Origin of the sequence: Citrobacter freundii complex sp. CFNIH9, assembly GCF_002903305.1 — a bacterium.
GTDB lineage: Bacteria > Pseudomonadota > Gammaproteobacteria > Enterobacterales > Enterobacteriaceae > Citrobacter > Citrobacter portucalensis.
On the sequence record NZ_CP026238.1, the window covers coordinates 4427212 to 4444905 of the forward strand.

Here is a 17694-nt window from a genome sequence, read left to right on the forward strand (position 1 = left end):
AGCACTTTCCCGTAGGCTGGATAAGGCGCAGCCGCCATCCGGCACTTGCCCCCACTCATTCGGTAATCACAAACCGCGTCGCGGCAAAGCAGTTCAAAACCCGGTGCACCAGAAATACCATGGTGAGCGTTACCACCAGCGCGACGGTGACGGAGGTGATACGGTACAGATCGCTGAATACCAGGTCCTGATCCGGGTGCAGGTTCTGGCCAAACATAATGCCGATGGTAGTGATACTGGCAAACCCCACGCCTGCCCCGACTTTTTCCATTACGTGCAGGCGGGCACTGAACGCCAGCCCGAGGCCAATCAGCGGCATCATCAGCAGCATATGGTTGCTGAAATCATAGATAAGCAGCTGCACCAGCAGAATATACAGGCAGGCCAGCACCACGCCGACCACGCGCCAAATCGAGCTGATCACCGCGCCGCGGTAGTGCATCGGAAACAGGATCAAAATGCCGGCCATCAGCGCCGACAGCGAATCACTCAAATCGCAGATCTGGAAGACCACAAAAATCATCGTCGCCACCGTGCCGGAAAGCAGCGATTCATGGCGCACCCGGGCGGCATCTTTCTCAATGCGCGGCGGTGGCTGGCGGGGTTCCACGTCCGGAATCAGATAATGCAGCAGCGCGCTCAGCGCCACCGCCATTACGCAGGCTTCCATATTGGAGAACATCAGCGTATGCCAATTGGTGGTGGAATAGCTCATAAAGTTGAGCATCGTACTCTGGCACACCACGCCCATCGAACCGAGCAGAAACAGCGGTCCTTTGCTCATAAAACGAAAACGCATTACATACAGGCCGAACACCACCAGTGTCATAACCAGCGGCCACTGTGAAAGATAACCGACGATCAGCACCATTTCAACGCAGTTCACCGCCGCGCTGAACACGAACTGTGTTGCCACATGGCGGTTGAATACCGGTACCAGCGACAGCAGCATCAGCGGATAAACCACAAAGAACACGCCGTACTGCACGTTGTAGAAGGTCGAAATACTCAGCGCGATTGTCCCGGCAACGGAGATACGCAGGGTCTGGCGAAAATCATTGGCGGTGTAGACAATATTCCCGTGCGGCGTAAAGACGTGGGCCAGTGTGTTAATAGACATAATGCAGCCAGCTAACGAGGTGGATCTGCGCCCCGGCAAAAGTGCGAGCGAACATCCCCTCGCTGTTATACAGCTGTACCGTGGCGCGCGCCCCGGTCGGTAACGGCGTGTCGAGCGGTTCGTTCAGCGCGACGTGAATACGCATACGCTGGGCATCGCGCACCCAGCGGGTGGACTGTTCCGGTTGCGACAACTGGCCATTAACCTGTTCTTGGCCCGCCAGAATACCGGCATCGCTGCTGGTGACGCGGGCAGAGAAAACCTTGCCCGGCAAGGCATCGAACACCACGGCGGCATCGGTATTCACGCGAGTGTGGCGCAGACTTTTCTCGCGAAAGTCGGCCACGATATCGGTCTGATGGCTGACCAGCGCCAGCAGCGGCGTGGCCGCGGTGGCGTAAAGCCCTGGGCTAAGCTGGAGATTACTCACCGTACCGTCGGTCTGGGCATATACTTTGCTCCAGCCGAGGTTCAGTTGCGCCTCTTCCAGCGCGTTACGGTATTTTTGCAGCGTTACGTTACGTTTGTCATCGCGCTCTCCGCGCTGGATCAGGAGGTTCTGAATACTGGCATTCAGCGCCGCCACCGACTGCTCGCTGGTCTGCCAGGCAGTACGCACCTTGTCGAGATCGGATTGCGACACATTTTGCATTGCGCTCAGGCGCTGATAGCGGTCTAAGGTGGTCTTATCGTTGCGGGCGTTGAATTGCGCGGTGCGCAGGTTGGCGCGGGCAGAGACGATCTGCGCATCCAGCTGTTGGTTACTCAGCTTCGCCTGCTCAAGGGCAATTTGCGCAGCCTCGACCTTATTGATAAATGGCGTCGGATCCAGTTCGTACAGCAAATCGCCCTTCTTCACCTGGCTATTATTGTGTACATGCACCTGCGAGACGTAGCCGGAAACGCGTGAGGAAACAGGCGTTACCACGCGCATCACCGTGGAGTCCGGCGTCAGCGGGATCCAGATATCGGCAACGATAAACCAGGCGAATATTACCAGGAAAGCGGCAATACTCACCCTTACCCAACGGGCAAATTTTTGTTCTGGGGTCATCATAGTTTTTTAGATCTTGTTATCTTCTTCGCGGATTGTCCGCAGATTGCAGGCGATTTGATTGAGCGTGGCGCTGAAGGAAGCGAGTTCCGCCTCAGGGATGGTGCAGGTGACGCGATGTTGGTATGTCTCTATCACTCGGTTGAGTTCGTCCAGCCTTGCACGGCCTTGCGCGGTCAGCGCCAGCAGGCGGATGCGTTTGTCATAGGGCGATGTGGAACGCAGCAGATAGCCCTGCTTTTCCAGCTGCGAGAGGGTGCGCATCAGCGGCGGCAGTTCGATGCCCTGCATTTGTGCCAGTTCACTGACTGAGACGTTGTCTCCCAGTTGATACAGTTGCATCAGTACCGTCCAACTGGACTGCGTCAGGCCAGTATCGGTGATGGCAGCATCAATAATGGCCCGCCACTGGCGCACCACCATTGCCATGCGCATCCCCATCGGGCGGCGGGCAAACAGTTCATCTTCAGTCATCTTACTTTCCTCTCATCGCTGAAGAGAAAATAATACTTATCAGGATAAGTATCAAGAAACGGACTAACCAGAAGCATGAATTGATAAATATCGTGAATGTAAAAGAGGCTGGGGCGATAACCCCCAGCCTCTGTCGATGAAAGAAAATCACTCCACCTGATCGCGTCGCAGCCCGACGTCCCGCAGCCGCTCATCGCTCATCTGTTGCAATAGGCGCCGCGTTTGCGCTCGCAGCCGCCACGCCTTGTATGCCCGCCAGATCAGTACAAACCCAATAAACGGCTGTTTTGCTTTATTCTCGTGAAATTCCATACCTTGCCTCCCCACCTTGCCAGAGGCTTTATCTTCACGGATCTGGCCTAAAACAATACAGACTCACAAAGTACTTTTATTTAACATACAGATTGGTTAAAAAGAGTTCTGCATCGCTTTTTTCACGCCAATCTGTACTGATTTTTTAATCTGTATGGTACCCATGAGGGATACAGCATGACGCGTTACCAACATCTGGCCAATCTGCTGGCCGAACGCATTGAGCAAGGGCTGTATCGCCATGGCGAAAAACTGCCCTCGGTTCGCAGCCTGAGCCAGGAGCATGGGGTCAGCATCAGCACCGTCCAGCAGGCGTATCAGACGCTGGAACAGCGCCAGCTGATCACGCCCCAGCCACGTTCCGGTTATTTTGTCGCGCCACAAAAAGCGCAGCCACCCGTGCCACCGATGTCGCGTCCGGTACAGCGTCCGGTCGAAATCACACAGTGGGATCAGGTGCTGGATATGCTAAAGGGCAACGCGGACAAATCGATAATCCCGTTTAGCAGCGGCGTGCCCGATATTAATCAACCCAGCCTGAAGCCGCTGTGGCGCGAACTCAGCCGCGTGGCACAACATAATCTGCGCGCGATACTGGGCTACGATGAAATCTCCGGATGCCGTGAACTTCGTCAGCAGATTGCGCGGCTGATGCTGGACGGCGGTTCGGTGGTCAATGCAGATGATATTGTGATCACCAGCGGCAGTCAGAGCGGAATGTCGCTGGCGCTGCTGACGGTCTGCCAGCCCGGAGATATTGTCGCCGTTGAATCACCGGCCTACTACGGCACGATGCAGCTACTGCGCGGCTTAGGGATCAAGGTGATTGAGATCCCAACCGATCCGGATACCGGGATCAGCATTGAAGCGCTGGAGCTGGCGCTGGATCAGTGGCCGATCAAAGGTGTGCTGCTGGTTCCCAACTGCAACAACCCGCTCGGATTCATTATGCCGGATGCGCGTAAACGGGCGGTGCTCGCCCTCGCCCAGCGTCACGACATCGTCATTTTTGAAGACGATGTGTATGGCGAACTGGCCACAGAGTACCCGCGCCCGCGCACGATCCACTCCTGGGACAGCGACGGCCGCGTAATACTCTGCAGTTCGTTTACCAAATCCGTCGCCCCCGGTCTGCGCGTGGGTTGGGTGGTGCCCGGTCGCTATTACAACAAACTGCTGCACATGAAGTACGCCGTCATTGGAACTAACGTTCCCGCTACGCAACTGGCAGCGGCTTCCTTTGTGCGCGAAGGTCATTATCATCGACATATTCGTCGTATGCGCCAGATTTATCAGCGCAATATGGAGATCTACACCTGCTGGGTACGGGAATACTTCCCCTGCGGGATCTGCGTCACCCGACCGAAAGGCGGCTTTATGCTGTGGGTCGAGCTGCCGCTCCAGGTTGATATGGTCTGTGTCGCTAAGCAGCTCTGTCGCCTCAAAATCCAGGTTGCACCGGGTTCTCTGTTCTCCGCATCGGGTAAGTATCGCAACTGTGTGCGCATCAACTGCGCATTGCCGCCAAACGATAAGCATCGGGAAGTAATGCAGAAGCTCGGAGAGGCGGTAAAAACGGCAATAGAGTAGATCGAGCTGCCCGGCGCTTCCGGGCAGGCAATTAGGCAGTTTAAGCTATATCTAATGGCTTAAACCCTGAATATCTTCAGCGGAAAGTCGGGTGATTTTTTGTACCGTGCTGATATCGATGCCATCTGCCAGCATGGTGCGGGCAATACGCAGTGCCTCATCACGTCGCCCCTCTCGAAGCCCTTCCAGCCTGCCTTTTTGTAGTCCTGCCTCATGTAATCTGTCTGCGATCGTCATCAAATGCTCCTTGTGCTGCGGTGAACGTTCGGCAACCCCGCGAATAAACTCACTGAATCGAGGTGCATCGCCAGTTCGTAAAATATAATTAAACAGCGTCTTTATCTGAGTGTCATTAGTCAGTCCGGTAAGTAGCAGGGAAACAATTTGCTCGATCAATCCCATAAGATCGCGTTGACGGATATGTTTTTGGATTAACTCCAGCAGCGCCATACGTCGATGCTGCACAATTTCGTCATCCGGAATAACCGTAATATCCACCAGCGGAAACGCCGCAGCATACAGCTGACGAGCCAGCTTCGGGTTGGCAAACTCATCCAGCCAGCACAGCGAATAAGGGTACGGGCTTTTAGCGCCGTGATAAAACAGCATCGGCACCACCAGCGGCAACTGCTGATGCCCGGCATCTAAATGTTTCTGCATGGCCGCTACCGCATAGCGCATCAGTCTGAATGCCATATGCGCATCCGGTGTGCTTTGGTGTTCAATCACTACATAAATATATCCATCCCCATCCGTCGTTTTCACCGACCACAGCACATCGGAATAGTACGCACGTAAATTCTCTTCGATAAAACTGTCTGACTCGAGTTTAAGCGTCCGAAGATCGCAAAGCTCGCGCAGCGAAGCGGGAAGATGTATTTGTAGGAAATCCCGTGCAGTCTCAGGGTGACGTAAAAATGTTTTAAAAACCGCATCATGCGGTGTTGAAGTGGAAGCTTTGTTCATGGCGATCCTTCACCTGAAAATAAGATGCCATGACTGTAGCGCCGGAAAACCACATCCTCACCTGCAACTTTCTCTCTTTGCGAGGCGATTTCCGGGATAACAACGCCCTTATGTAACGTCTGCATTTGTCTGGAACACGTCACGCAGAATCGCCATCTCAATGCGCATTCCCACTTTATCACCGCCCGGCCTGTGCTATAACAAATCATCACTTTCATGGAGGACACGATGTGACGCATACCCGAGATATTCCACAATCGTTCTGGCGTGATGAGCAGTTGCCGTGGCTGGAACTGCGCAGCACCTGGCAGAGCCAGCAGGCCTATAAGCGGCATCACCACTCTCAGCTCTCGATTGGGGCAATTCTCGAGGGGGAAACGTGCTGTCTGTGCGATGGCGAGGAATACCATCTGCAGGTGGGCGATCTGATTGTGATACCGCCGCTGGCACCTCACAGCTGTAATCCTGTTAACGGACAGTTTCGCAGCTATCATATGCTTTATCTTGATGCCCAGTGGTGTCTTGCTAATCTGCCTGCACAGAACACCCATCAGCGGCTTTGCACGCCTGCTCCCATTATCCGCGATGCGCAATTATTCCAGCGTTATATGCACCTTGTGACGATCATGCCGCAACGCCAAACCGCGCAAATAACGGATGCCGCACAAGCATTGCTGCACACGCTGCCGTTGCAGTCGGTCACACCAGAAAACCTAAGCGCCACCAGCCAGTATCTGCGCGAACGGTTGCAGTCCAGCCTGCTCGCGCCGCCCTCACTCGATGAGCTGGCACATGAGTGTCATATGCGTAAAGAGACGCTGATCCGTACCTTTAAGCAGGACACCGGGCTGACGCCAGGAAGTTATCTGAACATCATACGGATTGACTATGCTCGCCAGCGGCTGCGGGCCGGAGACGAAATTGCCGATGTCGGCTACCAGAGCGGGTTTGCCGACCAGAGCCATTTCCATCGCACCTTTGTTCGCTACACCGCCGCCACACCGCGCCAGTACGCGTTGGGACGATCAATATCAGACAATAATTAGCGCTGCGTCAGGCGTACGGTGATCTCAGATTCATTCTCTGAGGTCGCTATGTCGCTGCTTTCTGTACTTTTTCCTTCTGCTTTTCCCGCGCTGGCACTGGCGCATTTCGTCGCATTGCTTAGCCCCGGGCCGGACTTCTTTTTACTGGTCGGTTACGCCGCACGATACCGGATGCGCGGCAGCGCCGGGTTGTGCGTGGGGATCGCTTTCGGCAACGGGCTGTATGTTCTGCTGGCAATTATCGGTTGGGGGATCCTGCGCCAGCTTCCCCTGTTGTTTACGGTTATTGAGCTGCTGGGCGCGCTTTATTTATTGTGGATTGGCAGCCTGCTGGTACGCAGCCGCCCGCAAACGCTGACCGGAACAGACGCCCAGTCTACCTGTCCAGGATTTGGCAAACAGCTACTGCTGGGATTGGGTTCGTCACTGCTCAACCCAAAAAATGCGCTGTTCTATCTGGCGCTAATGACCGCCCTGCTCGGCCCGTCGGTGACGCTGCTGCAACAAACCATGAGCGGGATCTGGATGACCAGCGTAGTGCTGTGCTGGGATCTGCTGATCGTGATGTTCATCGGTTTACCGCAGATCCAGAGACGGTTATCCAGAGGGATATTATGGGTAGAACGTATCGCTGGCGGTGTATTGATTATCTTCGGTTGTGCCATCGCTCTGCGGTTTTTGCAGAGCATCGTAGTCTGATTTCCAGGGCGATTTTCTGCACATAAACAGGATAAACTCGTTTAATTATTATCCAATCCGCATTAAACTGCGGATGGTTATTACCCGTTCAACTTACTCTTCCTGAGGTGCGATGTGCTGATTGTTACCTGTAATCGTTACGTTTTCTGACCCCGCGTCAGTGAGCGTATTTTCTGTTTGCGCTTCGCGCAGACAGCGTTTTTGATTACATGAAATTCAGTACATTTGCAGTCTGCTTTTTTTCTGTCATCGGTCTGACGTCTCAAAGACGGTATTGAATTTCGCTATTCCCGTTGAGGGTTTTCTCCCGACAAGGAGCTGTTTTATGCAACGGATTTTCGCGTTTTTCTCCCAACGCGCCACAACGCTATTTTTTCCTGTCGCGTTAATTTTATATGACTTCGCCGCCTATCTGTCGACGGACCTGATCCAGCCTGGCATCATCAATGTGGTACGTGATTTCAACGCCGATGTTAGCCTGGCACCCGCTGCGGTGAGCCTCTATCTGGCGGGCGGCATGGCGCTGCAATGGCTGCTGGGGCCGCTTTCCGACCGAATTGGCCGTCGACCCGTGCTGATTGCGGGGGCGTTAATCTTTACCCTCGCCTGCGCTGCCACGCTGTTCACTACCTCAATGACGCAGTTTCTGGTAGCCCGATTTGTGCAGGGCACCAGCATCTGCTTTATCGCGACCGTTGGCTATGTCACGGTGCAGGAGGCATTTGGGCAAACAAAGGCCATCAAGCTAATGGCGGTAATCACCTCTATTGTGCTGGTGGCACCGGTTATCGGCCCGCTCTCCGGAGCGGCGCTAATGCACTTTGTACACTGGAAGATCCTGTTTGCCATCATTGCCGTCATGGGGTTTATCGCCCTGATTGGGTTAATGTTAGCCATGCCGGAAACCGTCCAGCGCGGCGCGGTGCCGTTCAGTGCCCGCGGCGTAGTGCGTGATTTCCGCGACGTTTTCCGTAACCGGGTGTTCCTGTTTGGCGCAGCCACGCTGTCGTTAAGTTATATCCCGATGATGAGCTGGGTAGCGGTCTCGCCGGTTATTCTGATCGATGCTGGCGGCATGACCACATCGGAGTTTGCCTGGGCACAGGCCCCGGTGTTCGGCGCAGTGATCGTCGCCAATATGGTGGTGGTTCGTTTCGTGAAAGATCCGACCCGACCGCGCTTCATCTGGCGGGCCGCACCTATACAGCTGAGCGGGCTGGCGGTGCTGATTGTCGGCAATTTACTGTGGCCGCACGTCTGGCTGTGGTCGGTGCTGGGGACCAGCCTGTATGCGTTTGGTATTGGGATGATCTTCCCGACGCTGTTCCGCTTTACGCTGTTTTCCAACAACTTACCTAAAGGAACGGTCTCGGCATCGCTGAATATGGTGATCCTGACGGTGATGGCGGTTTCTGTCGAAATTGGGCGTTGGTTATGGTTTAACGGCGGCAGGATTTCGTTTCATCTGCTGGCGGTTGCGGCAGGGATAGCTGTCGTGTTCACGCTGGCAGGCTTACTCAAACGGGTACGCCAGCATGAGGCAACGACGTTAGCCACTGAAAACTAACCTGCCCGCTTATCCGGCCTACGACAACTATGTAGGCCGGATAAGGCGCTTGCGCCGCATCCGGCTACGGTCACCTCACCTTACGCAATGCGTGCAAATCCCGCGTCCAGATCGGCAATCAGGTCGTCGATATCCTCAAGGCCGATATGCACCCTGACCAGCGTGCCGCTGAAATCTACCTCTCCGGCCGGGCGAATGCTGTTCAGCTCTTCCGGCTGGTTCGCCAGAATGAGCGACTCAAATCCGCCCCACGAATAGGCCATATGGAACAGCGAGAAGTTATCGAGGAAATTCGCCATCTGTTCGTCGGTCAGTCTCTTTTTCAGCACAAACGAGAACAGGCCTGAGCTTCCGATAAAATCACGCTGAAAATACTCATGGCCCGGACATTCCGGTAATGCCGGATGATTCACCCGTGCCACTTCCGGCCTTGCCGACAGCCAGCGGGCAATATGGATGCTGCTCTCCTGATGCTGCTTAAGGCGTACCGCCAGGGTGCGCAATCCGCGGCTGCCGTTGTAGGCCGTATCGGCATCCAGCGTTTGCCCCATCAGATAGGAGTTCTCGCGTAAACGATCCCAACAACGGGCGTTCGACACCGCCGTGCCCAGCATGGCGTCCGAATGGCCGATGGTGTACTTCGTTCCCGCCTGAATGGAAATATCCACGCCATAATCCAGCGCTTTGAACAGCACGCCCGCCGCCCAGGTGTTGTCGATCATAATGACAATCTCCGGATTCACCGCGCGGATAGCCTTCACCATCCCCGGCACGTCCTGGACTTCCATGGTGATAGAACTTGGTGACTCAAGGAATACAACCTTTGTTTCCGGACGCAGAAGATCGACGATACCTGCACCAATCAGCGGATCGTAATACGTTGTTTCCACGTTGAATTTACTCAGGATCTTATTGCAAAAATCCTGGGTTGGTTCATAGGCCGCACCCGTCATCAGAATATGATCGCCACCCTGAACAAACGCCAGAATCGCATTGGTCACCGCCGCAGCACCACATGGGTACAGCGCGCAGCCAACGCCGCCCTCCAGTTCGCTCATTGCCTTCTGGAAGGCAAAGTGGGTATAGGTTCCGCGACGACCATAAAACAGCTCGCCGTTCGCGCGATTGGCGGTGGCAAATTTCTTGTCCTTCACGGTATCAAATACCAGTGAAGAGGCGCGTTGGATAACCGGATTCACCGCTCCCTGGGTATAGCGTTTGTCGCGACCAGCAACAACCAGGTGCGTTTCAAGCTTCATTGCGTCTTTCATAACATCTCCTGTTCTTAATCCGTGTGAAACCTATACCACCGCAGCAGTAGAGTTTATTTCAGTGTTGGTCTGCTTTTTTCCAGCGAACCGTTCAACAATCTGCGCCGCATTCAAATCATGGATAACGTTAATCAGTGTGGCCGGCGCATCGGTAATGGTGCCCAGCACCACCAGCATCGGGATTGCTTCCATCGGCAGGTCGAGCGTTGTGACGATAAAGATTTCACCCAGGAACGCCCCGCCCGGCACGCCACCAACGATAATGGCGGAGAGCACCGCAATCAGCATCGTCAGGAAGAAGGTTTCGGTGGTGAATTCTATGCCCAATACGGAATAGATAAAGACAATTTTTAGCGCGGCAATCATCGCCACGCCGCCCTTGTTGAGGTTAACCAGCAGCGGAATGGAGACATCAACGATTTCCGGGTTGATCCCCATCGCCTTACCGGCACGCAGCGTCACCGGGAGCGTCCCCAGTGAAGAGCAGGTACCCAGCGCGGTCGCAGACGGTTCAATTGCGTTACGCCAGAAAGCTTTGACCGCCGGAATACCGCCGCCAATATACGAATAGAGAATCGAGCCAAAGACAAAGTAGACCAGCGTGGCAACCATAAACAGGCCGATGGCGCGGGCAAAGGTTAACAGTAGTGCAGAGTCCTGACTGGCCATGGTGGCGGCGAAGTAGCAGCCCAGACCAATCGGCGCGACCTTCATAATGATCGAAACGATCTTCATGATCACGGTATTGGCGTCTTCCAGCAGCGACGCAATACGTTTACCGGCCTGATCCGACTGGCCAATTGCGACACCGGCGATGATCGCCATTACGATCAGCGCCAGAATATTGGACTTAGAAAACAGCCCGATAAAGTCGCTGGTGGTGATCATACTGACAAAATCCATCTTACCGCTGCCCGCCTGTACCGACTGCGAGAGATCGATAGTGACGCCCTGCGCCGGGTTATACCAGAGCGCCAGCGCGACGATCCCGGCGGCTGGAATAAAGGCCATGGCGATCGAAACAATAAAGATAATCGCCATAATGCGTCCCAGCCTTTTCAGGTCGGTCATACTGGCGATCGAAGACATGACGCTGATACCCACCAGCGGCACAATAATCATAAATAGCAGGTTTAAGAATATCTGACCTATTGGCTGGAGTTTACTTGCAAACGATGGGGCATAAATACCTAATAAGCCGCCAATCACCAGAGCAACTAATAAAATAATCGACGATTTGTAGGGTTCGAGTCGTGACCACATAATCGGTACCTTTAGAATAATAATTAATGAGATTAAATTCACAATGTGATGAGTTTCCGTTTCGCCTCCTTTTATTTTGTGACGTAACTCACCTAAGTTGTTATTTTTTCATTTTGCCAGCAAGTTGTTTCCTGTGATTCAATAGTTGCATGTTTAAAACGCGAATGTAACGGCCTATTCGTACCGTTTTTGCAAATCACTTGTGAATTAAAGGAAACTATGAGTACGCCGATTTCACTCAAGCATCTGGAGTTTTTTACTAAAATCGTCGACTGCGGAGGATTGTCAGAAGCCGCGGCGCAACTCAACGTATCGCCGTCTGCGGTCAGCAAAAGTCTGGCCGCGATGGAAGACACGCTGGGCACGACATTAATTAAACGCACCACACGCAGTATTACCCTGACCGACGCCGGGCAATATCTCTTCAACCGCGCTAATAAGCTTTTGAAAGAATTCGATGAAACGCTGAATACCACTTCCGGTTATTACCACAGCCCGCAGGGTGAATTACGCATAACCTGCTCAATTGCGTTTGGTTATTCCCGGCTGGTGAACCTGGTGGATAAATATCGCTCCCAGTTCCCGGATGTGAATCTGTATATCGATCTCAACGATAACTTTGTGAATCTGAACGAAACAGATTTCGACATCGCCCTGCGCATCTCCACCGCACCGCCGCAAAACTATGCGATGCGCAAGCTGGTGCCTGTTCGCTGGGCGTACTGTGCCTCACCCGGCTACCTCGCCAAAAAAGGCATGCCCCAGCGTCGAAGCGATCTGGTGGATCATGATTGTCTGGTTTATCCCGGCCTCACACCGGTGCTCAAGGTGGCGGATGAACAGGATCGTCTGCATCAGTTGAAACTGCATATGCCGATCCAGGCCAACAGCAGTCTGGTATTGCTGAAGTCAGTGTTAGAAGATCAGGGAGTGGCGTATTTGCCCACCTATCTGATTGGCGATCATATTCAAAAAGAAGAGATAACGCCGCTGATGCTCGACGGCACTATCACCTGTGAAACTCACGCCCTGTATGCGCTGTACTTTCCCAGCAAGTACAGCAATCCGAAGGTGCGATCGTTTATCGATTTTCTGGTGGCGGAACTCGGCCCCTTGCCCGCCTGGGACAACTGGATCCCTGAGTAAGCCCAGCCCAACTGAAAATGGGAGGCGCTCCACATTTTTTGCGCGATCCCCCCGTCTGGCTCTATCCTTAAGCCTATGAATAAAATTGCTGAACTCAAACGCGCCAAGCGACTGGCGCTCTCATTGCTGCTGATTGCCGCTGCCACCTTCGTCATCACGCTTTTTCTGCCGCCTAATTTCTGGGTACTGGGGATCAAAGCGATCGCCGAAGCGGCGATGGTGGGCGCGCTGGCGGACTGGTTTGCCGTGGTGGCGCTTTTTCGCCGGGTGCCGATCCCGTTTATCTCGCAGCACACGGCGATTATCCCGCGCAATAAGGATCGGATCGGCGAAAATCTCGGGCAATTTGTCCAGGAAAAATTTCTCGATACCCAGTCGCTGGTCGCGCTGATCCGCCGCCATGAACCGGCGCTGTTGATCGGCAACTGGTTCAGCCAGCCGGAAAACGCCCAGCGTATTGGCCAGCATCTGCTGCAGATCATGAGCGGTTTTCTCGAACTGACCGACGACTCGCGCATTCAGCGGCTGATCAAGCGGGCGGTGCACAAAGCCATCGACAAGGTCGATCTCTCAGGTACCAGTGCGCTGATGCTGGAAAGCATGACCAAAAACAATCGCCATCAGGTGCTACTCGACACGCTGATCGCCCAACTGATCGCCCTGCTCCAGCGCGACAGCTCGCGAGCGTTTATCGCCAGACAGGTCGTGCACTGGCTGGAAACCGAGCATCCGCTGAAAGCGAAGATCCTGCCAACAGAATGGCTGGGCGAGCACAGCGCCGAGCTGGTGTCTGATGCCGTTAACTCCTTGCTGGATGACATCAGCCACAATCGCGCACATCAGATCCGCCATGCCTTCGATCGCGCCACGTTTAAGCTCATCGATAAGCTCAAACACGATCCGGAGATGGCCGTGCGGGCCGAAAGCCTGAAAAGCTATCTGAAGGAAGATGAAGCCTTCAACCGTTATCTTGGCGAGCTGTGGGCAGATCTGCGTCAGTGGGTGAAAACCGACATTAACGCCGATGATTCCCGCGTGAAGCAGCGCATCGCCAGCGCCGGGCAGTGGTTCGGCGAAACGCTGGTAGCCGACAGCGCCCTGCGCGCCTCACTGAATGGGCATCTGGAGCAGGCCGCACATAAAGTAGCGCCAGAGTTCGCCACCTTCCTGACGCGCCACATTAGCGACACGGTGAAAAGCTGGGATGCACGCGATATGTCGCAGCAAATCGAGCTGAACATCGGTAAAGATTTGCAGTTTATCCGCGTCAACGGCACGTTGGTTGGCGGTTCTATTGGGCTGGTGTTATATCTGTTGTCGCAAATTCCTTCCCTGCTGACGCTGGCGAATTTTTAAGGAGAAAAATTCAATGACGATGAACATCCGCATTTTTTCCCTGCGCGAAACACCGGAAAAACTGCACGAGGTCACCGCTTACTTTCAGCAACAATGGGCCTCAGAAGACTCCATGAGAGTTTACGAGGATGCACTGCATCGTTGTATTGGCGCAAAGAACCCGCTACCGCAGTGGTACTGGATGCAGGACGGCGACAGCATTGTTGGCTGCGCCGGATTGATCACCAATGATTTTATCAGTCGCGGCGAACTGTGGCCGTGGCTATGCGCACTCTATATCGATCCTCGCTATCGTGGTCACGGTCTGGCGTTTCGCCTGATTGAACATATTGCGCAGCAGGCCAGACAGTTAGGCTTTATGCAGCTCCATTTGTGTACTGACCTGGAAGGTTTATACGAGAAAGCGGGATTTTACTTTGACGGGCCGGGCTATCATCCGTGGGGGGAAGTCTCACGGGTCTACAGTCGTAATCTTTGACAGCATTAGGCCTTGCGTTATTTTACTTTTCATTATCATTTGCGCATGTAATATAACAATTATCAACTAACAGCGCGAAATGAGAGTCCGTATGTCCCAGGGAAGCCCAGATTCAAATCGTCATGCCATCAGCGTCGCGCTTTTTGGCATGCTGGTCTTAACACTGGGTATGGGAATTGGGCGCTTTCTGTATACGCCAATGCTGCCGGTGCTGCTGTCGGAAGGTCAATTTACGTTTGACCAACTCTCCTGGATTGCCAGCGCCAACTACGCCGGGTATCTGGCAGGAAGCCTGCTCTTCTCCTTCGGGCTCTTCCATCTTCCCTCTCGCTTACGCCCGATGTTGCTAACGTCCGCGCTCGCTACCGCAGGACTGATACTGGCGATGGCCAGCTTTACGCAGCCCGCGCTGGTGATGCTGATCCGCTTTCTGGCGGGCGTCGCCAGTGCCGGTATGATGATCTTTGGCTCAATGATCGTTCTGCATCATACCCGGCATCCCTTCGTGATCGCGGCGTTGTTCTCCGGCGTTGGTGCAGGTATTTTGCTGGGCAATGAATATGTCATTAGCGGTCTGCATTTTGCGCTTTCATCGCACACGCTCTGGCTGGGCGCAGCGGCAGCCTCGGCTCTGTTCTTTGTGCTACTGGTTATACTCCTGCCATCTCGCGATCACGTGCTCCCCGCTGCGGCCCCGGTAAAAACAGAGCATCAGCCTATGTCCTGGTGGCTGCTGGCTCTACTGTACGGGCTGGCCGGATTTGGCTACATCATTGTCGCCACCTACCTGCCGCTAATGGCGAAAAGTGCCGGTTCGCCGCTGTTGACTGCCCATCTCTGGTCGCTGGTCGGCATATCGATAATTCCGGGGTGTTTCGCCTGGCTGTGGGCCGCCCGACGCTGGGGAGTATTGCAATGCCTGACGGCGAATTTGCTGATTCAAAGCGCCTGCGTGGTCATGACGCTCGCCAGCGGCTCCTTGCCGCTGCTGGTGATAAGCAGCATGGGGTTTGGCGCAACGTTTATGGGAACTACTTCACTGGTGATGCCGCTTGCCCGTCAACTAAGCGTACCGCGCAATATTAATCTGCTGGGCCTGGTCACTCTGACTTACGGCATTGGGCAAATACTTGGTCCGCTATTAACCAGCCTGCTGGGAAGCGGCGCACAGGCAATCTTTAACGCCACGGTGTGCGGCGCGGTCGCGTTGTTTATTGCGGCACTTATCAGCCTCACGCAATTATACAAACAGCGTTTCGCCTCGCCCAAAAGGGTATAACCAGTTAACGTCTAAAGAAGATATATTCGGATTAGTCCGTAATTAAATGTCAGCATTTAATAAACCGCAAATAATCGGCAATTACCCGTCAGACAATTTATAATTCCCGGCTGTTCATTTATAAACTCAATTTAAAATGCGTAAAAATGGACATATTAATTCAACATCAACACCATCTTCGGGAAAGGCACATGTCGTGGTTTAAAAAAATACTACTGGGGTTAATTATTTTGGCGGGTTTAATTGGCACGCTAAAGGATTATAAAGACTTTGGCCTGTTTGGCGCACTGGGATTGTTTATTATCTTCCTGTTATCAACAACATTCTTATGGCAATGGGCCTCTGGCAAGTTACCAGAGATAACAAAGTTACATGCCATACTTATTTTACTGGCCAGCGCGGTAGCCTCTATTTTTGTTATCAATATGGCAATTGCCGGAAATTTGCATGTGGATTTAATGGAAGTCATGCGCATTACCATTACCCATAATCCACTTTTTTATCTGATCCTCTGCGTGGTCGCATGGGTAAAAGTGGGCATCTGGCAATGGCTGTTTAGCGGTGTACAGATGAAAGAAAGTCAGCCGGTTTAAACTCCAACAGATGTAAAAAAGGCGTCTTAACCAAGACGCCTTTTTCGTACTAGTATAACTACTTAGAACTGATAGGTCAGACCCGCAACAACCTGATTGTCGCCGTCTTTGCCATCGAGCAGGTTAATTTTGTAACCCACATCAGCAACCATGTTTTTGTTGAAGTAGTAGTCTGTGCCCAGCGCAACGTATTCGGTCAGATCGTTATTGTTGTTGTCACGCGTATGGACGTAGCCCACGTTCGGACGCAGACCAAAATCAAACACATAGGCCGCCATCGCTTCAAAGTGTTGCGCTTTGTCCGCATCCTGAATCAGGTTGTGAGACTCACCGTACATGGTTGCAACGTAGATAGCGTTAGCATCATATTTCAGGCCAGCACCCCAGAATTCTGCGTTTTCGCCATCCCATTTACCGTCTGTATTGCCTTTCTTTTGGGCCGCTGTAATTGAGCTATTTGTATAGGCCGCAATGGCAGATACGCCAGAATCCGCGATATTGTCATAACCCAGGGAGAAGCCGTAGCCGTTACCGTGCTGTTTGGTCGGATCCGTATTGGTATCATCCTGACCCTGATATTGCGCGCCAACGTTCAGGCCATCAACGGCACCAAACAGATTTTTGGTACGGAGTGTTGCAACGCCAGAAGTGCGTGAAGTAAGGAAGCGGTCAGCATCTTCAAAGGAGTCACCGCCGAACTCTGAGAGAGTGTCAGTGTAAGCTCCCACGTCGTAAGCGATACCGTAGTTACGACCGTAGTCAAAACTAACGTCATGGCCGTAATCCAGGCCAGCAAACGCCAGACGTGTGTTAACGCCATTCTGAGAACCTTCTGCTTTAGAGGCATCAAACTGACTCTCAAAGTGGCCATAACCGGTCAGTTGATCGTTGATTTGTGTCTCACCGCGAAACCCCAGACGCGCATAAGTCTCATCGGCATTAGTGCCGTCAGTCCAGGAATGGACCGCTTTGACTTTGCCGTACAGATCCAGTTTGTTGCCATCTTTATTATAAATTTCCGCTGCCTGAGCGGAGGTTACCCCTAATGCCATTACAGCTAATGCCACTACTGACTTTTTCATATTATTACTCACTTTTAATTGTGAATTTTGCTATCAACTTTGTTATGAAGGCGGAATGCCCACATAAAAAAGTCCCCTCCAGATAAGGGGAAACACCAATAACACACCGAAAAAATATACCAATAAAGGCAATAATGAAGTGGCAAGACCTATTTCAATTTTGGGTTTTAAATAAAACCCGAACAGAGAGTAATTACTTAGATTCTTCGCTTGTGCTCTCATTAATAGAGCGATGCAACATTAATGCCTCGGCAATAATGTCTTGTTTACTTTTACGGGTCTCAAATGCCAGCGTCCGAACATATTCCCATAGAGAAGTATCGACACGGGCACTTAATAGAACCATATCTTTTGATCGGGTTCCCCTGGCTTTTCGGATATCAGGGTAATCTCGAGAG

17 protein-coding genes are annotated in these 17694 nt (G+C 53.0%); 9 read left to right on the forward strand and 8 right to left on the reverse strand.

Annotated elements, in window-relative coordinates:
• Positions 1–55 precede the first annotated feature (55 nt).
• The 4 genes from C2U43_RS22390 to C2U43_RS22405 form a co-directional block, all read right to left on the reverse strand.
• Positions 56–1120: a DUF2955 domain-containing protein gene (locus C2U43_RS22390; RefSeq protein ID WP_103285804.1), complete on the reverse strand. Its 1065-nt coding sequence runs from the start codon at positions 1118–1120 to the stop codon at positions 56–58.
• Positions 1110–2177 carry an HlyD family secretion protein gene (locus C2U43_RS22395; RefSeq protein WP_103285805.1) on the reverse strand — a complete coding sequence of 356 codons (1068 nt, stop codon included), beginning with the start codon at positions 2175–2177 and terminating at the stop codon, positions 1110–1112. Before C2U43_RS22395 ends, C2U43_RS22390 begins: the two co-directional genes overlap by 11 nt.
• A 6-nt stretch (positions 2178–2183) precedes the next feature.
• Positions 2184–2648 (reverse strand): MarR family winged helix-turn-helix transcriptional regulator, encoded by a 465-nt coding sequence (locus tag C2U43_RS22400; protein ID WP_008786106.1) that lies wholly within the window; start codon positions 2646–2648, stop codon positions 2184–2186.
• A 147-nt stretch (positions 2649–2795) separates the two neighbouring features.
• The gene (locus C2U43_RS22405) at positions 2796–2960 is read right to left on the reverse strand and encodes a DUF1127 domain-containing protein (protein ID WP_003019180.1); all 165 of its coding nucleotides are present in this window, start codon (positions 2958–2960) and stop codon (positions 2796–2798) included.
• A 177-nt stretch (positions 2961–3137) separates the two neighbouring features.
• Here C2U43_RS22405 and C2U43_RS22410 point away from each other — a divergent pair, with 177 nt between their 5' ends.
• The gene (locus C2U43_RS22410; RefSeq protein ID WP_103285806.1) at positions 3138–4550 is read left to right on the forward strand and encodes an aminotransferase-like domain-containing protein; all 1413 of its coding nucleotides are present in this window, start codon (positions 3138–3140) and stop codon (positions 4548–4550) included.
• 51 nt (positions 4551–4601) lie between these two features.
• On the opposite strand, the gene C2U43_RS22415 is transcribed toward C2U43_RS22410, so the two are convergent.
• Positions 4602–5516, reverse strand: a complete 915-nt coding sequence (locus C2U43_RS22415) for an Rpn family recombination-promoting nuclease/putative transposase (protein ID WP_103285807.1) — start codon at positions 5514–5516, stop codon at positions 4602–4604.
• Between the two features lie 230 nt (positions 5517–5746).
• Between C2U43_RS22415 and C2U43_RS22425 the strand changes: the two genes are divergently transcribed.
• The 3 genes from C2U43_RS22425 to mdtM all read left to right on the forward strand — a co-directional run bounded on the left by C2U43_RS22425 (position 5747) and on the right by mdtM (position 8828).
• Positions 5747–6562, forward strand: a complete 816-nt coding sequence (locus C2U43_RS22425) for a helix-turn-helix transcriptional regulator (protein WP_103285808.1) — start codon at positions 5747–5749, stop codon at positions 6560–6562.
• Between the two features lie 48 nt (positions 6563–6610).
• Entirely contained in the window at positions 6611–7261 is a 651-nt protein-coding gene (locus C2U43_RS22430) for a LysE family translocator (protein WP_103285809.1), read from the forward strand.
• Positions 7262–7586: 325 nt separating this feature from the next.
• A complete protein-coding gene (mdtM, locus tag C2U43_RS22435) occupies positions 7587–8828 on the forward strand; it encodes a multidrug efflux MFS transporter MdtM (protein WP_103285810.1) in 1242 nt (413 codons plus the stop codon).
• Between the two features lie 80 nt (positions 8829–8908).
• On the opposite strand, the gene metC is transcribed toward mdtM, so the two are convergent.
• Both metC and C2U43_RS22445 read right to left on the reverse strand, forming a co-directional pair.
• Entirely contained in the window at positions 8909–10099 is a 1191-nt protein-coding gene (gene metC, locus C2U43_RS22440; RefSeq protein WP_032942294.1) for a cystathionine beta-lyase, read from the reverse strand.
• 30 nt (positions 10100–10129) lie between these two features.
• Complete coding sequence (locus C2U43_RS22445) at positions 10130–11362, reverse strand: dicarboxylate/amino acid:cation symporter (protein ID WP_103285811.1); 1233 nt, start codon at positions 11360–11362, stop codon at positions 10130–10132.
• A 219-nt stretch (positions 11363–11581) separates the two neighbouring features.
• Here C2U43_RS22445 and C2U43_RS22450 point away from each other — a divergent pair, with 219 nt between their 5' ends.
• The 5 genes from C2U43_RS22450 to C2U43_RS22470 all read left to right on the forward strand — a co-directional run bounded on the left by C2U43_RS22450 (position 11582) and on the right by C2U43_RS22470 (position 16214).
• Entirely contained in the window at positions 11582–12508 is a 927-nt protein-coding gene (locus C2U43_RS22450) for a LysR family transcriptional regulator (protein ID WP_003845596.1), read from the forward strand.
• 75 nt (positions 12509–12583) lie between these two features.
• Complete coding sequence (locus C2U43_RS22455; protein WP_103285812.1) at positions 12584–13864, forward strand: DUF445 domain-containing protein; 1281 nt, start codon at positions 12584–12586, stop codon at positions 13862–13864.
• 13 nt (positions 13865–13877) lie between these two features.
• On the forward strand, positions 13878–14342 hold the full coding sequence (locus C2U43_RS22460; protein WP_103285813.1) for a GNAT family N-acetyltransferase: 465 nt from the start codon (positions 13878–13880) through the stop codon (positions 14340–14342).
• Positions 14343–14433: 91 nt separating this feature from the next.
• Positions 14434–15621, forward strand: a complete 1188-nt coding sequence (locus tag C2U43_RS22465) for an MFS transporter (RefSeq protein ID WP_103285814.1) — start codon at positions 14434–14436, stop codon at positions 15619–15621.
• Positions 15622–15812: 191 nt separating this feature from the next.
• Positions 15813–16214, forward strand: coding sequence for a hypothetical protein (locus C2U43_RS22470; protein WP_103285815.1), 402 nt, complete (start codon positions 15813–15815; stop codon positions 16212–16214).
• A 62-nt stretch (positions 16215–16276) separates the two neighbouring features.
• Here the strand turns inward: C2U43_RS22470 and C2U43_RS22475 are convergent, their stop codons facing one another.
• The gene (locus tag C2U43_RS22475) at positions 16277–17296 is read right to left on the reverse strand and encodes a porin (RefSeq protein WP_103285816.1); all 1020 of its coding nucleotides are present in this window, start codon (positions 17294–17296) and stop codon (positions 16277–16279) included.
• Positions 17297–17694 lie beyond the last annotated feature (398 nt).

What these genes read in the sequence shown, in the direction of transcription:
- C2U43_RS22390 (WP_103285804.1), bottom strand. Translation starts at nt 1,120, where the DNA reads ATGTCTATTAACACACTGGCCCACGTCTTTACGCCGCACGGGAATATT.
- C2U43_RS22395 (WP_103285805.1), bottom strand. Translation starts at nt 2,177, where the DNA reads ATGATGACCCCAGAACAAAAATTTGCCCGTTGGGTAAGGGTGAGTATT.
- C2U43_RS22400 (WP_008786106.1), bottom strand. Translation starts at nt 2,648, where the DNA reads ATGACTGAAGATGAACTGTTTGCCCGCCGCCCGATGGGGATGCGCATG.
- C2U43_RS22405 (WP_003019180.1), bottom strand. Translation starts at nt 2,960, where the DNA reads ATGGAATTTCACGAGAATAAAGCAAAACAGCCGTTTATTGGGTTTGTA.
- C2U43_RS22410 (WP_103285806.1), top strand. Translation starts at nt 3,138, where the DNA reads ATGACGCGTTACCAACATCTGGCCAATCTGCTGGCCGAACGCATTGAG.
- C2U43_RS22415 (WP_103285807.1), bottom strand. Translation starts at nt 5,516, where the DNA reads ATGAACAAAGCTTCCACTTCAACACCGCATGATGCGGTTTTTAAAACA.
- C2U43_RS22430 (WP_103285809.1), top strand. Translation starts at nt 6,611, where the DNA reads ATGTCGCTGCTTTCTGTACTTTTTCCTTCTGCTTTTCCCGCGCTGGCA.
- mdtM (WP_103285810.1), top strand. Translation starts at nt 7,587, where the DNA reads ATGCAACGGATTTTCGCGTTTTTCTCCCAACGCGCCACAACGCTATTT.
- metC (WP_032942294.1), bottom strand. Translation starts at nt 10,099, where the DNA reads ATGAAAGACGCAATGAAGCTTGAAACGCACCTGGTTGTTGCTGGTCGC.
- C2U43_RS22445 (WP_103285811.1), bottom strand. Translation starts at nt 11,362, where the DNA reads ATGTGGTCACGACTCGAACCCTACAAATCGTCGATTATTTTATTAGTT.
- C2U43_RS22450 (WP_003845596.1), top strand. Translation starts at nt 11,582, where the DNA reads ATGAGTACGCCGATTTCACTCAAGCATCTGGAGTTTTTTACTAAAATC.
- C2U43_RS22455 (WP_103285812.1), top strand. Translation starts at nt 12,584, where the DNA reads ATGAATAAAATTGCTGAACTCAAACGCGCCAAGCGACTGGCGCTCTCA.
- C2U43_RS22460 (WP_103285813.1), top strand. Translation starts at nt 13,878, where the DNA reads ATGACGATGAACATCCGCATTTTTTCCCTGCGCGAAACACCGGAAAAA.
- C2U43_RS22465 (WP_103285814.1), top strand. Translation starts at nt 14,434, where the DNA reads ATGTCCCAGGGAAGCCCAGATTCAAATCGTCATGCCATCAGCGTCGCG.
- C2U43_RS22470 (WP_103285815.1), top strand. Translation starts at nt 15,813, where the DNA reads ATGTCGTGGTTTAAAAAAATACTACTGGGGTTAATTATTTTGGCGGGT.
- C2U43_RS22475 (WP_103285816.1), bottom strand. Translation starts at nt 17,296, where the DNA reads ATGAAAAAGTCAGTAGTGGCATTAGCTGTAATGGCATTAGGGGTAACC.